Source organism: Pseudomonas sp. UMAB-40, assembly GCF_900095275.1.
GTDB classification, from domain to species: domain Bacteria; phylum Pseudomonadota; class Gammaproteobacteria; order Pseudomonadales; family Pseudomonadaceae; genus Aquipseudomonas; species Aquipseudomonas mandelii_B.
Window position 1 is genome coordinate 174,196 of sequence record NZ_LT607561.1, and the last position, 13,250, is coordinate 187,445.

The following is a 13,250-nucleotide window of genomic DNA, read 5'->3' on the forward strand; positions in this document are numbered from 1 at the left end:
AAAAGCGCATGAGTACTCATACTTTCAAACCCGACATGCCACCACCGAGCAAAGTCTTCGGGCCGGTGGCGTGGATGCGCGCGAACATGTTCTCCAGCTGGCTGAACACCGCGCTGACCCTGTTCGCGTTCTACCTGATTTACCTGGTGGTGCCGCCGATCCTGCATTGGGCGATCCTGGACGCCAACTGGGTCGGCACCACGCGCGCCGACTGCACCAAGGAGGGCGCCTGCTGGGTGTTCATCCAGCAGCGCTTCGGCCAGTTCATGTACGGCTACTACCCGCCGGAAATGCGCTGGCGCGTAGACCTGACCGTGTGGCTGGCGGTCATCGGTGTCGCACCGTTGTTCATCTCGCGCTTTCACCGTAAAGCGGTGTATGGCCTGAGCTTTCTGGTGCTGTACCCGATCATTGCCTACTTCCTGCTGCATGGTGGCCTCTTCGGCCTGACCACCGTGGCGACCAGTCAATGGGGCGGCTTGATGCTGACCCTGGTGATCGCCACCGTCGGTATTGCCGGTGCGTTGCCGCTGGGTATTGTCCTGGCGCTGGGCCGTCGTTCGAACATGCCGGCGATTCGAGTGGTCTGCGTGACCTTCATCGAATTCTGGCGTGGCGTGCCGTTGATCACGGTGCTGTTCATGTCGTCGGTGATGCTGCCGTTGTTCCTGCCTGAAGGCATGAACTTCGACAAACTGCTGCGGGCGCTGATTGGCGTGATCCTGTTCCAGTCGGCCTACGTCGCCGAAGTGGTGCGTGGCGGTCTGCAAGCGATTCCTAAAGGTCAGTATGAAGCGGCTGCAGCGATGGGCCTCGGTTACTGGCGCAGCATGGGCCTGGTGATTCTGCCGCAAGCCCTGAAGCTGGTGATCCCCGGCATCGTCAACACCTTCATTGCGCTGTTCAAGGACACGAGCCTGGTGATCATCATCGGCCTGTTCGACCTGCTCAACAGCGTCAAACAAGCCGCCGCCGACCCGAAATGGTTGGGCATGGCCACCGAAGGCTATGTGTTCGCGGCCCTGGTGTTCTGGATTTTCTGTTTCGGTATGTCGCGCTATTCCATGCATCTGGAACGCAAGCTCGACACTGGCCACAAGCGTTAGGAGTTCTGTAATGAGCGAAGCAATCAAAAAGCCTGTGAGCCCTGAAGGCATTATTCAGATGCAGGGCGTGAACAAGTGGTACGGCCAGTTCCACGTGCTGAAAGACATCAACCTGAACGTCAAGCAGGGCGAGCGAATCGTCCTGTGCGGCCCGTCGGGTTCCGGTAAGTCGACCACCATCCGCTGCCTCAACCGTCTGGAAGAACACCAGCAGGGCCGCATCGTGGTCGATGGCGTGGAATTGACCAACGATCTGAAGCAGATCGAAACGGTCCGCCGTGAAGTCGGCATGGTGTTTCAGCACTTCAACCTGTTCCCGCACCTGACCATCCTGCAGAACTGCACGCTGGCGCCGATGTGGGTGCGCAAGATGCCCAAGCGCCAGGCCGAAGAAATCGCCATGCATTACCTGGAGCGCGTCCGCATTCCGGAGCAGGCGCATAAATTCCCGGGGCAACTGTCTGGTGGTCAGCAACAGCGCGTGGCGATTGCCCGTGCCTTGTGCATGAAACCGAAAATCATGCTGTTCGACGAACCGACTTCGGCACTCGACCCGGAAATGGTGAAAGAGGTTCTGGACACAATGATCGGCCTGGCCGAAGACGGCATGACCATGCTCTGCGTGACCCACGAAATGGGCTTTGCGCGCACCGTGGCCAACCGCGTGATCTTCATGGACAAGGGCGAAATCGTCGAGCAGGCTGCGCCGAACGACTTCTTCGATAACCCGCAGAATGAGCGGACGAAGATGTTCTTGAGCCAGATTCTGCATTGATCGACGCCAGGCAGTGAAATAAACCCGGACCGTGTCCGGGTTTTTTTTGCCCAATCAAACGCTCCACCTGATGCCCGCTAACCCTGCAGGAGCCGGCTTGCTGCGGGCGGCGTTCCGACGATGGCGGCATAACAGCCGCCACCGAGTACTCCGGCTATAGCCATTTGGCATCCCACAGTGGGTAATCGTGCACGCGTGTGACAAGCCCCGCACGCAATGGATTGGCAACGATGTATCTGGCAACCGCTTGCAGATCCTCTTCACGGCGAATCGTACGGTCGTGGAAACCTCGCTGCCATACCATCCCTCTGCGCTCCAGCCGCGTGTTTACCGCCCGCGCGCTGCGCGATTTGGTTGCCAGCACCAACGCCGACAACGAGTTGTTCTTCAGTTCTACCAGCCAATGCAAATGGTCGGGCATCACCACCCACGCGAGGGAATCAACCCATTCTTCTGTATGTGCCTGACGAAAGTGGTTTACCACCAGACGTCCTGCCCGCCAGTCAGTAAAAAACGGGGTGCGATTCCTGGTGACAGCCGTCAGCAGATAGATTTGGCCGGTTTGGGAATAGCGGCCGGCGCGCAATCGATTGGCATGGGGAAGATCTGGCATTCCATTGCCCTCCTTTGTTTTGAGAGAAACAGAAGGCTAGTGCGCAATAGTGAGAGGCGTTGCCAACGTTCAGTTCTGAATGTGTCGGCACGATCGCCATCGCCAGCAAGCCGGCTCCTACAGATTTGCGGTGGATCCGTTGCCTTGTCCGGCTAAGCTGACTAACATGTCAGAAAATTCATCCTATGATTGGATGAAAGGGCGAATCCTATGTCAGACATTTCTCCACTCGTTAAACGATCCCTGGTCGATCAGGCCCTGGATCAACTGCGCCAACGCATCAACAGCGGCGCCTGGCAGGTCGGCCAGCGTTTGCCTACCGAGCCAGAGCTGTCCGCCGAGTTGGGCATCAGCCGCAACACCGTGCGTGAAGCCATGCGTGTATTGGCGTTTTCCGGTTTGATCGAAATCCGTCAGGGCGACGGTAGCTATTTGCGGGCGGTGATCGATCCGCTGGATACCATGAAGGCCCTGTCCCGCTGCTCCCACGAACAGGCCCGCGAGACCCGGCACATCCTTGAAGTCGAAGCCATCGGCCTCGCGGCCTTACGCAGAACTGATGAGGACCTGGTGGCCTTGCGCGAAGCGCTGGGCGTCAGCGGCAGCCACTACCACGGCGATCTCGACAGCTACATTGCCTGTGATCTGGTGTTCCACCGCCGTCTGGTGGACGCTGCGCATAACCCGACCCTCAGCGAGCTGTATCGCTATTTCTCCAGCATCGTCGGCGCGCATTTGCGCCAGACCTTGAACATCACTCCCCGACGCCAAGAGGTGTTCGACCTGCATATCGAACTGCTTGATGCCGTCGAGCAACGCGACCCGGAACGGGCCAAAGCCCTGTCGAGGCAGTTGATCAATGAACCTTGAAACCGAGAATGCCATGTCTAGCCACACCACTACTCAACCCAAGCGCACGGCAGAACTCGAAGAGCTGCTGATCGACGCCGAGGCCGATGACGAAGAGGTCCAGCAGCGTCCTCCAATCCTGCGTCGTCCGTGGCTGTTGCTGCTGGGTTTGATTCTGGTCGCGCTGAACCTGCGCCCGGCGTTATCGAGCATGGCGCCGATGCTCAGCGAAGTCTCGAAGACGCTCGGCTTGTCGGCGGCTCAGGCCGGGTTGCTGACGACGTTGCCGGTCCTCTGTCTCGGCTTGTTTGCTCCACTGGCGCCCTTGCTGGCGCGACGTTTTGGCGCCGAGCGCGTGGTGCTGGGCATTCTGCTGATGCTGGCCGGCGGGATCATCCTGCGCAGTTCGTTCGGTGAAATCGGCCTGTTTGCCGGCAGTGTGATGGCCGGTGCGAGCATCGGTGTGATCGGTGTTTTGTTGCCGGGCATCGTCAAGCGCGATTTCCCGAAACAGGCCGGGACCATGACGGGCGTGTACACCATGGCCCTGTGTCTGGGTGCGGCAATGGCGGCCGGCGCGACGGTGCCGTTGAGCGAGCATTTCGACAAGAGCTGGGCCCTGGGCCTTGGTTTCTGGGTCGTGCCCGCGCTGGTCGCGGCGGTTTTCTGGTTGCCGCAAGTCGGGCAGAAACACGGCGCACACAACGTCGCGTATCGGGTTCGCGGCCTGTTACGTGATCCGCTGGCCTGGCAAGTCACGTTGTACATGGGCCTGCAATCATCCCTGGCGTACATCGTCTTTGGCTGGTTGCCATCAATCCTGATTGGTCGCGGCCTGACCCCGACCCAGGCCGGTCTGGTGCTGTCGGGTTCGGTGATCGTCCAGTTGGCCAGTTCTCTGGCGGCGCCCTGGCTGGCGACGCGCGGCAAGGATCAGCGACTGGCGATTGTGGTGGTCATGCTGCTGACCCTCGGCGGACTGTTCGGCTGTCTCTATGCACCGATCAAAGGCCTGTGGGGCTGGGCGATTCTGCTCGGCCTGGGGCAGGGTGGTGCATTCAGTCTCGCGTTGACCCTGATCGTGCTGCGCTCGCGCGATTCCCACGTGGCCGCCAACCTGTCGAGCATGGCCCAGGGCTTCGGTTACACCCTGGCGTCCATGGGGCCGTTCGCGGTCGGTATCGTGCACGACTGGACCGGCGGATGGACCGCGCTGGGCTGGATCTTCGGCGTGATCGGTCTTGGCGCCATCGTTGCCGGCCTCGGCGCCGGGCGTTCGTTGCTCGTTCAGGTGGTCAGCGAAAAGGTCTGACGACAGGTCAACAACCTCCAGTGTCGCTGAACCGTCGTTGCGCTGTTTATGGTGGGCGGCATCGTCCTTGCCCGAAGCGAGACCTCGGGCAAGGTGCACGGCTTACAGGTACTTCATTTCAAATGTGGCTGAACCGTCGATGGTGACATCGTCGGTTAAGGTGAGGCTATCGGCGCGGGCAATGAAGGTGTAGATCGTCAGTTCCATCGTGAGGTCTTTCACGGAGATTGGAGTGAGAGTGCCGACAGCGCTTATCGATGTGAGGTTATCCTTCAGGATCTGATAGATGCGTGTCCAACTCGCACCGTTATCAGTTGATCTGATCGAGTGCACAGGTTGTCCGTCCGCAAGCGCGCTTTGGATCGATGGCGTGAAATAACCTATTTTTTCGTTATTGCTGGTCAGGCCCAATCCGAAATACAGGTTGGACGATGATGTTCCGGCTTTGTTATCAATACCGTTAAGTGCAAATGGCGTTGACGCGTCACACGCGACTGTCAGCTGTATCGGATGACTGCCTACTATCGTGTCACTTGTCAGGTTGAGGTCTTTTGCCTGCACCTGGCCGACGTCGACCATTCCTCCATCGGACAACGAAGGAGTGCAAGCTCTCGGCGTGATGAGACCTGTGACAGTCAGGTCAATGCTCGAAGCCGCCACTGCATAAGGCGCAACGCCAATCAGTGCGGTGGCGGAGAGTGCTGCAAAGTACATTTTGATCATTGTTTACTCACTTCTCAGGTTGTGCCCTGACTGCCCCGAGACGCGCAAGTGCGTCCCGGATCCAGCAGGATCGGGTTGGGTGTTACAGGTAAATAATCTCGATCGTCCCAGCGCCATTGATGTCGATGGCGTTGCTCATATCCAGGCTGTTGGTGGGAGTGATGACAGCGTCGACGGTCACCGTGGTGCTGAGGTTCTGGATGAGCACCGGGCCGGTGCCGCTGCCAGCGTTGTCGGTGAACGCCAGGTAACGGCTTTTGCCGATGGCGATCGGGTTGGCGCTGCCTGTGCTCCAGGCCGTGCCGGCGGTGCTGGAGTCGGTTCGATAGAGGCGGGCGAAGCCGTCGGCATTGGCGTCGGCCGGGTCCACGCGCAGTGAAAAACGGCCAATCCTGTTGCCGCGGCTGTCCTTGCCCAGGCCATAGTCGATCTCGCTGTCGAGCGTCGCCGAGCCTGAGCGGTTGTCATGCATGATCAAGGCGAAGGACGCCGGCGCGTCGCAGCCGACCATCAGCGTCAACGATTTGGGCGGCAGGCGTGTGTCCTTGTCTGCGTGCAGGTCTTTTTTCGACAGGGTGCCGAAGTCGACTACACCGCCGTTGGACAGCACCGGCTCGCAGGCCGCCGGAGCGAAGCGGGCGCGCAAGGTCGCCTCGCGGGTGCGTCCGGCGGCGACGGCGTCGAACACCCCGAAGGCTTCCCAGGTCACCGCGTCACGCACCTGCATGCCTTGCTCTTGAACCCAGGCCGTCAGCTCAAGCTGCGCCGAGAAACTGCGCCCCTGCACCGGCACGCCGGCCTGCACCGGGACGACCCCGTGCTTCGGTCGCCAGATCAGGCTCGAAGCCGTCTCTGCCGGCGGCTGACCGACCCCGGCAATTAACCCGATATCGACCGATTGGCCATCGAGCACGGCATCACGAATACGCATCTGATAGCTGCCGCGTTCGGCAAAGTGAAAGCGTTCGGCGGTCGCGGCCATCGCCCGGTAGAACAGGCTCATGTCGATGGGCTGCGCACAGCTCAAGGTCATGCTGAGTTGGCGTTCACCGAGGTTGCGCTCCGGTGCGGCATCAGGCCGTATCGCCCGGTTCATCAGCCCGTAATCGAGCACCGGCTGGCTCAGGTTGAACTGGCAGTCGTCCGTGGACGCCGAAGCCAGCGGCGTGAACCCGCTTAGTGCCAGGAGCGCGAGGGTCAATAGCAGATAGCGCAACAGGTTCATGAAATCATCCTCAGAGGGCTCGGCACTTGGCGGGGGCGGTTTCGTAGTACACGTTGGCGTCGGCGTCGGTTGGCAGATCGAAGCGCAGTTCGCAGCGCTCCAGCCCCGGCGCGCTGATCCACAACGCACGGCGGTCGAGAGCGTTGGGCAAAAACACCAGGCCGCCGTCCTGCACCAGGGTCACGAACTCACCATCCGCGGTGTTCACGGAGGCACCGCGCGGCAGGGGCGCGCCGTTGGCGGTGGTGGCCTTGAGCAAGGCGCGGCGGGTCATCGTGATGCCGAATTCAATGTTGTCGACCGCGCCGCGACCGGCCGAAATCACCGCCAGCCCGTTGTGAATGTCAGCGTTGCGCGGCAGGGTTTTGGTGTCGACTTCCACCGGGCTTTTGCCGTAAGCCGTCACTTGCGGGATCACCGCCTGACCTTGCCAGTCGGTCCACACCGGGCCGCTGGGGGTCGACACTTTGATCGAACCCATGTCACCGACCGACAGCAACGCAAAGGTGTCGCTCACCGGGTACGGCGACAGCGTCACGCCACCGCCGTGCAACACCGCGCCACCGCGAGCGCTGGCCTGATAGCTGGACCGCTCGGCGTCGGCGCGGGTGTAATTGAGATCGAGCTGGGTGTAGCGCGGCAGCAGCGAAACGCCGGCTGTGGATTGCACCTGTTTGTCGCGCGTGTCGTGTTCGACGCCCACCCGGTAACCCAGCTGATCGTTGACCCGTTCACTCAAGCCCACGCCGCTGCGGTATTCGCCAGCGGAACGGCGTACCCAACTGCGTGCCCGGCGGTTCTCGCCCAGCGGGATGCTGAGGTTCAGGTAGACGCTGTCATCGTTGCCGTTCGAACCGCTGAGCTGCCATTCGGCGGTCGCCGAGACGGATACGCCAGCGATGTTGGTGCCCCAGGACGCGAGGGCGCGGCTGCTGCTTTGGCCGTCGAACGAACTGGAGCGGCTGAAACCGCTGCTGAAAGCGCCGAGCCATGGATGCGACCATGACAGGGCCGCGCTTTGCTGATCGCGGTAAAGGGACTGGCTGTTGTCGGACGTGTTGGCGAACACCGCCTCTTCCAGTTCCCGGTAGCCCGGGGTTCGGTAAGAACTACCGGCATTGATCGCCCACTGCTCGCTCAACCGATGCGAGACGCTCAGGTCAACTTGAAGCCCCTGACTTGAATGTCTACTGCTGGCGTCCGCGCCAGTCAGCGTGGCTTGCACCTGGGTGACAGGCGAGGGCAACAAGCCGACGCCGGCGCCCGCCGCTCGATAGTCGGCGGCGCCGGTCAGGCCGGCGCTGAGCAACACTTGCGGGGTGAGCGCACCGCTCCAGCCGCCGCTGATGACCCAGGGATCGCCACCCTGCGCGTCACCGACATTGCGCACCTGACCGGCGCCCAGCGAGTAACCGGGCGCAGGCAAACTGACCCCCAACATCGCGGCCGGCACGGTAAAACTGCGCTCGCTGCCATCGTCCTCCTTGATCGTGACTTCCACGTCGGAACGCGTGTTGAGCCGCCGCACGTTGGTGAGTGCGAACGGCCCGGCCGGCACCACCGTGGAATGAATCAGCGAACCGTTCTGGCGGACTTCGACCTGGGCCTGACTGTTGGCGATCCCTTCGATGACTGCGCTTTGCCCTTCGACCTGCAGCGCTTGCTCGTTCAGTACTTGCACGCCGGTGATCTGCGCACCGGCGAGCACGGGGTTGTAGAGGTTGATCTGACCCGCCTGCAGCACCGCTTCCTGGCTGGCGAAAGTCCGCTGGGCGTAGGCCGCGATATGAGTCGTTGTGGGCACGTCGCCCTGCCAGGTCTGCACCTGACGACTGCGCACGATCCAGTCACCGGCATTGAAGCCGAGTTCGGTGTTGGCCGAGGCATAGCGGCTGGTATTGTCGCCGGAACGGCTGTGCAAACCGGTGACGTCGTAGTTGATCAAACCGGCGACACCACCGGTTTGATAGCCAGAAAAATCCCGGGCCGTGGGACGTATCGCGTCAGTCGGTACGATCAACGACAGGGCCAGGCTCGCGGGGTCCGGTTCGATGACGGTCTGCGGCGCGCTGCCAAGAAAATCGTGGCATGGGCCATCGTCCAGCAAACGAGCGGGCACCTTCAGGTTCGCCGCATCGAGCAGCGCGGGATCGAAGCACAGCGCACCTTCGCGATCGAACGTGATATCGACCCGGCCATGACGCTGGCCGTTGACGGTGAGCGTGACCGGGTGACGGCCGGACGTGAACTGCGGCGCCTGCATCAGCAGCGTCGCCAGCGCTGGATCGATGCCGCGCTGCAGTAACGTGTCTTTGTCGAACGACGCTGGCATCGACACCTCAGCGTGGGCGTCTAGCATCATCAGCGCATTACTCAGCAGCACCGCCAATGTGGTTCGCCGCCATGGATGAGGGCGAGCGCCGTCCCGAGTAGCGGGCACGGCTTCGCCATCACGGTAATTCGATACTGTGTTCATCAGGATCACTTGGGTTATTGCGGCGTGCGGTTACAGGCGCGCCTGTGGCAACGGCCAGGTAGCCGTCGCCTCGAAACATGGGCGCTCATCGTTCCTTGATGACGCCGTCAGGGTGGTTCAGGACTGGATGGGCGCCTCGTAAAGTGGCACTGCAAAGCCATAGACCGTGGCCGGTTGAAAACGCACCTGCGTGGCGGCGCCTTCGGGCACCTTGATGCTGATGTGCTCACCGGGTAGCACGTAGGTTTTCGGCAGCATCGCGCTGCCCGCCGCCGGCAACAATTGCACTTCCTGGCCCAGGCGCACCACATAAGGCGTGTCGTTGCGCACGGTCAGTTGACCGTCCTTCAGCGACCATTGCAGGTCGGTCCACGGCGTGCGATTGGGCGCCAGGCCTTTGGGGTGCAGGATCACCGGCAAGTTCTGGCGCACCGTCACGCCGACACGGGCCTGACCTGCCTCGACGGGCGATTTGCCTTGGGGGATGCCTTCGAAGATCACCCGCTTCAAACGCTGAGTGAGCAGGGGCTTTTCCGTTTGCAGAATGAACCGCACCAATTGAGTTTTGCCCGCTTCGACGCGTGCCAGGGGTGGCGTCACGAACACCAGGGACTCACGGTCTTCGGCAATGTCTTCGAGGGTGACGTGCATCAACGCCAGGTTGGCATCGGTGTTGGTCACGGACACGGACGCTTCGCCATCGGCCTCGTTGACGATGACCACCGAAGTGTTCGGCACCATGCCGTCGGCTTGGGCGTGTGCGGTCAGCAGCAGGGCGAATGCGCCGATACCCGAATGGAACAGATGACGGGTGACACTGGAAAACATCGTCATGACATGTCTCGTTGAATGTTCGAAAAAAATGGAGCCGGGAACACCGGTCGATCAGTAGTTCAGTTGCACGGTGACGTGCCCATCGATGGGGATTTCGTCGGTCAGCGTCAGGTCGTTCGCGCGAACGATGGTGGTGAACGCCGTGAGCCGTGCGCGCAAATCCTTGATGGCGATCGGTGTGCCGAGGTCGTTCAACGCCGCGAACGCGGTCCGGCCGGCGTGCCCCAGGTAGGAGGACACTCGCCAGGAGGCACCGTCGTTGAGGGAAATGATGGTCTTCACCGCAACCCCATCGGCCACCGTATCGAACAGGCCCAGCGCAACACTGCCCAGGTTCTGGTCGTCGTTGACGACGCCCAGCCCGTGACTGTTGGGGTGGAAGGCGGAAGTGCCTTCGCGGTTGTCGATCGTCGTCAGGGTAAACGGCGTGGCGGCATCGCAGTTCACCTCCAGATACAGCGTGCCGTTCTCCAGAGCCGTGGGCTGGTCCGGTCTCAGGTCTTTCAGCGTGACTTTGCCGTGGTCGACGATGCCGCCGCCGGACAGGCTGGGTGTGCAGGCGCTCGGGGTGATCAGGCCGGTGACGCTTAAGTCTGTGCTGCTGGAGGCGAAGGCCATGGGGGCGCAAGCGATCAACAGTGGGGCCAATAGAGTGAAGGAGCATCGTTCCATGATGGGTCGTCCTTTGAGTGGGCGGGCAATGCTGTGTGTCGGGCGTTGCCCGTTGATGACGGAGGGTTACAGGTACTTGATCTGGAGGGTTGCTGAGCCGTCGAGTGTGACTTCGTCGGTCAGGGTCAGGCTGTTGGTGGGGGCGATACCGGTACGCACACGTAACTCAAGGCTCAAATCCTTCATCGCGATGGGAGCAATGTCGGCACCCAGAGCACCGACACTCCAGATGTTGTTGACCCCCCAGAATGCTGTCGACCCTTCCTTGAGCCAGGTCTCGCCGCCATCAGTGGAGAGAATGGCTTGAGCGTGGGTGGCGTCCGCCATCACATTGCGCGGAATAACGCGAAAGTGGCCCAGCTTTTCGTTGGTATTGATCAGCCCCAGGCCAAAGTAATTGGCCGCAGTGCCTGTGCCAGCACGGTTATCAATCGGGTTTATGGCAAACGACGTAGCCGCATCGCAGCTCACTGTCATTGGCATGATTATTTCTGGCAAGTAAGTGTGTTTGTCGGGATGGAGGTCTTTTGCGGAAAACTTGCCGTGATCGGCGATGCCGCCACCGGCCAGTACGGGTGTGCATGCATTCGGAGTAATCAGACCTTTCACGGTCAGGTCCGTGCTGGAGGTGGCAAAAGCGGACGAGGTTCCGGTCAGCAGCAAAGCAGCGGTCAGGAGGGATAAATGTTTGTTCATGTGCTGGCTCTTCCTTGATGAAAGATTGTTGGGAATTTGCCCTGTACGGACAGGGCGCAATCTATCGGTCGAAGTAGCCAGGCGGAATGCAACTAATACGAAAACGGAGGGGCCGGTGTATGAAAGCGTGTTGCGGACTACAAATCGCTCTCCTGTGTCGCGTTGTCTGTAGTCCTTCTGTGCGGCCGATGTAGCTTGTAAATGTAGGGCGGTTCTTTTTGTTGCATAGGAGAAAGACCAGGCCCCCGATTACATTGGGTGAGGTGGTTTTACGCACGGGAAAGGGCGTTGTCGTAGAACCCGGACAGCGCTATTTTTCGCGCATTCCGGTCACCAAACAGGATAAATCCGACAATGCGCGTAATCATTGCTGACGACCATCCGGTCGTTCGTATCGGCATGCGAATGCTCGTCGATCTGAACCGGACATGTGTGGTGGTAGGGGAGGCGGATGGTCCCGACAGTCTGTTGAGTCTGCTGTGCACGGCGCCTTGTGATCTGTTGATCACCGACTTTTGCATGCCGGGCAACTTGCAGGCCGATGGGCTGAAGATGCTGAGCCGGGTGCGACGTGGCTACCCGACGATGCAGGTCATTCTGGTCACGATGTTTGCCAGCGTGACGACGTTGAGGGCGGCGTTCGCACTAGGTGTGGTGGCGATCATCGACAAAGGCGCGTCGGCAAAGGAACTGCCCCTGGCGATCAAATCGGTGGGTGAAGGGCGCCGTTATATCAGCCAGTCGTTGCGCACCGCGCTGCTTCAGGCCGACGCGCAGGGTCAGTCGAGTTCCGCTGTGCTTTCCGCAAAAGAGCACGAAGTGGTCAGAATGCTCGCCAGTGGCATGACCGTCAGTGAGATCGCTGTTCACTTCAAACGCAGCGTTTCGACCATCAGTAAACAGAAAAACATGGCGATGCAGCGTCTGGGCATTTCCACGGATGTCGACCTTTTTGCCTATGCCCGTGAGAGTGGCATGGTGCATTAGGTTCGCAATGCACTCGGGCAGTCCCGATATTCCCGCCACGAATGCCCATGGTCTTCCCCGTGTTTGCAGACTATCGTGCTGGCAATCCTTCAAACGTCCGGAGCCTGCCCATGAGTGATGCCAACCGCGCATTGATCACCCAGTTCTACCAAGCCTTCCAGCGGCTGGATGCCGAGGCCATGAGCGCCTGCTATACCGACGATGTGCTGTTCAGTGATCCGGCATTCGGCGAACTTCGCGGCCGCGATGCCGGCGACATGTGGCGCATGCTCACGACTCGGGCGAAGGATTTTTCCCTGACGTTCGACAACGTTCGAGCCGAGGACCTCACGGGCGGCGCGCATTGGGTTGCGACCTATCTGTTCAGCCAGACCGGCAACACAGTGGTCAATGATATTCAGGCGCAGTTCGTGTTTCGTGACGGCAAGATTTGCGAGCACCATGACAGCTTCGATATGTGGGCCTGGTCGCGCCAGGCGCTGGGTTTCAAGGGGCTGCTGCTCGGCTGGTCGCCAGCCGTGAGAAATGCCGTTCGCGCTCAAGCCTTGAAGGGGCTGAAGGCATTCCAGGCCAGTCGCTGATAAGATCGCGGCTTGTTTCCTCTCAAGCCTTGATCGTTACGTGACTACCCTCAGCGAAATCCCCGTCGACGCCGACACGCCGGTGAGCAAACCCTGGTTCGTCTACCTCGTTCGCGCGGCCAATGGTTCGCTGTACTGCGGGATCAGCGACGATCCTGTGCGCCGCTTCGCTACCCACCAACGTGGCAAGGGCGCACGCTTCTTCCTCTCCAGCCCTGCTGTGGCCCTGGTCTACACAGAAGCCTGCCGCGACAAAAGTGAAGCCTTGCGTCAGGAGCGCTTGATCAAAAAACTCAGGAAAAGCGCCAAGGAATGTCTGGTCGCAAGCGCCGCCGCAGGCTTATCAACCTGACTGATAAGTGCCCATCAGGCAGATCTGTAGGCTGCCCCCGGATTGCGCG

Annotated in this window: 14 protein-coding genes; 7 read left to right on the forward strand and 7 right to left on the reverse strand. The window is 60.7% G+C overall.

The features are described 5' to 3' along the window. Positions 1-8 precede the first annotated feature (8 nt). Both K0F88_RS17030 and K0F88_RS17035 read left to right on the forward strand, forming a co-directional pair. Entirely contained in the window at positions 9-1,106 is a 1,098-nt protein-coding gene (locus K0F88_RS17030) for an amino acid ABC transporter permease (RefSeq protein WP_219095804.1), read from the forward strand. Positions 1,107-1,116: 10 nt separating this feature from the next. Next, entirely contained in the window at positions 1,117-1,881 is a 765-nt protein-coding gene (locus K0F88_RS17035) for an amino acid ABC transporter ATP-binding protein (RefSeq protein ID WP_219095805.1), read from the forward strand. 154 nt (positions 1,882-2,035) lie between these two features. On the opposite strand, the gene K0F88_RS17040 is transcribed toward K0F88_RS17035, so the two are convergent. Then, complete coding sequence (locus K0F88_RS17040) at positions 2,036-2,494, reverse strand: transposase (RefSeq protein WP_219095806.1); 459 nt, start codon at positions 2,492-2,494, stop codon at positions 2,036-2,038. Positions 2,495-2,704: 210 nt separating this feature from the next. Between K0F88_RS17040 and K0F88_RS17045 the strand changes: the two genes are divergently transcribed. After that, complete coding sequence (locus K0F88_RS17045) at positions 2,705-3,364, forward strand: FadR/GntR family transcriptional regulator (RefSeq protein ID WP_094468989.1); 660 nt, start codon at positions 2,705-2,707, stop codon at positions 3,362-3,364. Further along, positions 3,354-4,655 carry a CynX/NimT family MFS transporter gene (locus K0F88_RS17050; protein ID WP_219095807.1) on the forward strand — a complete coding sequence of 434 codons (1,302 nt, stop codon included), beginning with the start codon at positions 3,354-3,356 and terminating at the stop codon, positions 4,653-4,655. The genes K0F88_RS17045 and K0F88_RS17050 overlap by 11 nt, the downstream gene beginning before the upstream one ends. 102 nt (positions 4,656-4,757) lie before the next feature. Here the strand turns inward: K0F88_RS17050 and K0F88_RS17055 are convergent, their stop codons facing one another. The 6 genes from K0F88_RS17055 to K0F88_RS17080 form a co-directional block, all read right to left on the reverse strand. Then, a complete protein-coding gene (locus K0F88_RS17055; RefSeq protein ID WP_094468987.1) occupies positions 4,758-5,378 on the reverse strand; it encodes a DUF1120 domain-containing protein in 621 nt (206 codons plus the stop codon). 82 nt (positions 5,379-5,460) lie between these two features. Then, positions 5,461-6,603 (reverse strand): DUF1120 domain-containing protein, encoded by a 1,143-nt coding sequence (locus K0F88_RS17060; RefSeq protein ID WP_094468986.1) that lies wholly within the window; start codon positions 6,601-6,603, stop codon positions 5,461-5,463. Between the two features lie 10 nt (positions 6,604-6,613). Then, positions 6,614-9,079: a fimbria/pilus outer membrane usher protein gene (locus tag K0F88_RS17065; protein ID WP_094468996.1), complete on the reverse strand. Its 2,466-nt coding sequence runs from the start codon at positions 9,077-9,079 to the stop codon at positions 6,614-6,616. A gap of 117 nt (positions 9,080-9,196) precedes the next feature. Then, positions 9,197-9,913, reverse strand: coding sequence for a fimbria/pilus chaperone family protein (locus K0F88_RS17070; RefSeq protein ID WP_219095808.1), 717 nt, complete (start codon positions 9,911-9,913; stop codon positions 9,197-9,199). Between the two features lie 51 nt (positions 9,914-9,964). Continuing rightward, positions 9,965-10,585, reverse strand: coding sequence for a DUF1120 domain-containing protein (locus K0F88_RS17075; RefSeq protein WP_094468984.1), 621 nt, complete (start codon positions 10,583-10,585; stop codon positions 9,965-9,967). A 66-nt stretch (positions 10,586-10,651) separates the two neighbouring features. Next, positions 10,652-11,281 (reverse strand): DUF1120 domain-containing protein, encoded by a 630-nt coding sequence (locus K0F88_RS17080; RefSeq protein ID WP_094468983.1) that lies wholly within the window; start codon positions 11,279-11,281, stop codon positions 10,652-10,654. A gap of 354 nt (positions 11,282-11,635) precedes the next feature. On the opposite strand from K0F88_RS17080, the gene K0F88_RS17085 reads away from it, so the two are divergent. The 3 genes from K0F88_RS17085 (at position 11,636) to K0F88_RS17095 (ending at position 13,201) form a co-directional block, all read left to right on the forward strand. Further along, positions 11,636-12,268 (forward strand): response regulator transcription factor, encoded by a 633-nt coding sequence (locus K0F88_RS17085; RefSeq protein ID WP_094468982.1) that lies wholly within the window; start codon positions 11,636-11,638, stop codon positions 12,266-12,268. 110 nt (positions 12,269-12,378) lie between these two features. Then, positions 12,379-12,849, forward strand: coding sequence for a nuclear transport factor 2 family protein (locus K0F88_RS17090; RefSeq protein WP_219095809.1), 471 nt, complete (start codon positions 12,379-12,381; stop codon positions 12,847-12,849). 40 nt (positions 12,850-12,889) lie between these two features. Beyond that, positions 12,890-13,201 (forward strand): GIY-YIG nuclease family protein, encoded by a 312-nt coding sequence (locus K0F88_RS17095; RefSeq protein ID WP_094468980.1) that lies wholly within the window; start codon positions 12,890-12,892, stop codon positions 13,199-13,201. The last annotated feature ends 49 nt before the right edge of the window (positions 13,202-13,250 follow it).

Coding starts and splice junctions, on each gene's coding strand:
- K0F88_RS17065 (WP_094468996.1), bottom strand. CDS start 9,079: ATGAACACAGTATCGAATTACCGTGATGGCGAAGCCGTGCCCGCTACT.
- K0F88_RS17035 (WP_219095805.1), top strand. CDS start 1,117: ATGAGCGAAGCAATCAAAAAGCCTGTGAGCCCTGAAGGCATTATTCAG.
- K0F88_RS17085 (WP_094468982.1), top strand. CDS start 11,636: ATGCGCGTAATCATTGCTGACGACCATCCGGTCGTTCGTATCGGCATG.
- K0F88_RS17075 (WP_094468984.1), bottom strand. CDS start 10,585: ATGGAACGATGCTCCTTCACTCTATTGGCCCCACTGTTGATCGCTTGC.
- K0F88_RS17080 (WP_094468983.1), bottom strand. CDS start 11,281: ATGAACAAACATTTATCCCTCCTGACCGCTGCTTTGCTGCTGACCGGA.
- K0F88_RS17055 (WP_094468987.1), bottom strand. CDS start 5,378: ATGATCAAAATGTACTTTGCAGCACTCTCCGCCACCGCACTGATTGGC.
- K0F88_RS17030 (WP_219095804.1), top strand. CDS start 9: ATGAGTACTCATACTTTCAAACCCGACATGCCACCACCGAGCAAAGTC.
- K0F88_RS17070 (WP_219095808.1), bottom strand. CDS start 9,913: ATGACGATGTTTTCCAGTGTCACCCGTCATCTGTTCCATTCGGGTATC.
- K0F88_RS17040 (WP_219095806.1), bottom strand. CDS start 2,494: ATGCCAGATCTTCCCCATGCCAATCGATTGCGCGCCGGCCGCTATTCC.
- K0F88_RS17050 (WP_219095807.1), top strand. CDS start 3,354: ATGAACCTTGAAACCGAGAATGCCATGTCTAGCCACACCACTACTCAA.
- K0F88_RS17045 (WP_094468989.1), top strand. CDS start 2,705: ATGTCAGACATTTCTCCACTCGTTAAACGATCCCTGGTCGATCAGGCC.
- K0F88_RS17090 (WP_219095809.1), top strand. CDS start 12,379: ATGAGTGATGCCAACCGCGCATTGATCACCCAGTTCTACCAAGCCTTC.
- K0F88_RS17060 (WP_094468986.1), bottom strand. CDS start 6,603: ATGAACCTGTTGCGCTATCTGCTATTGACCCTCGCGCTCCTGGCACTA.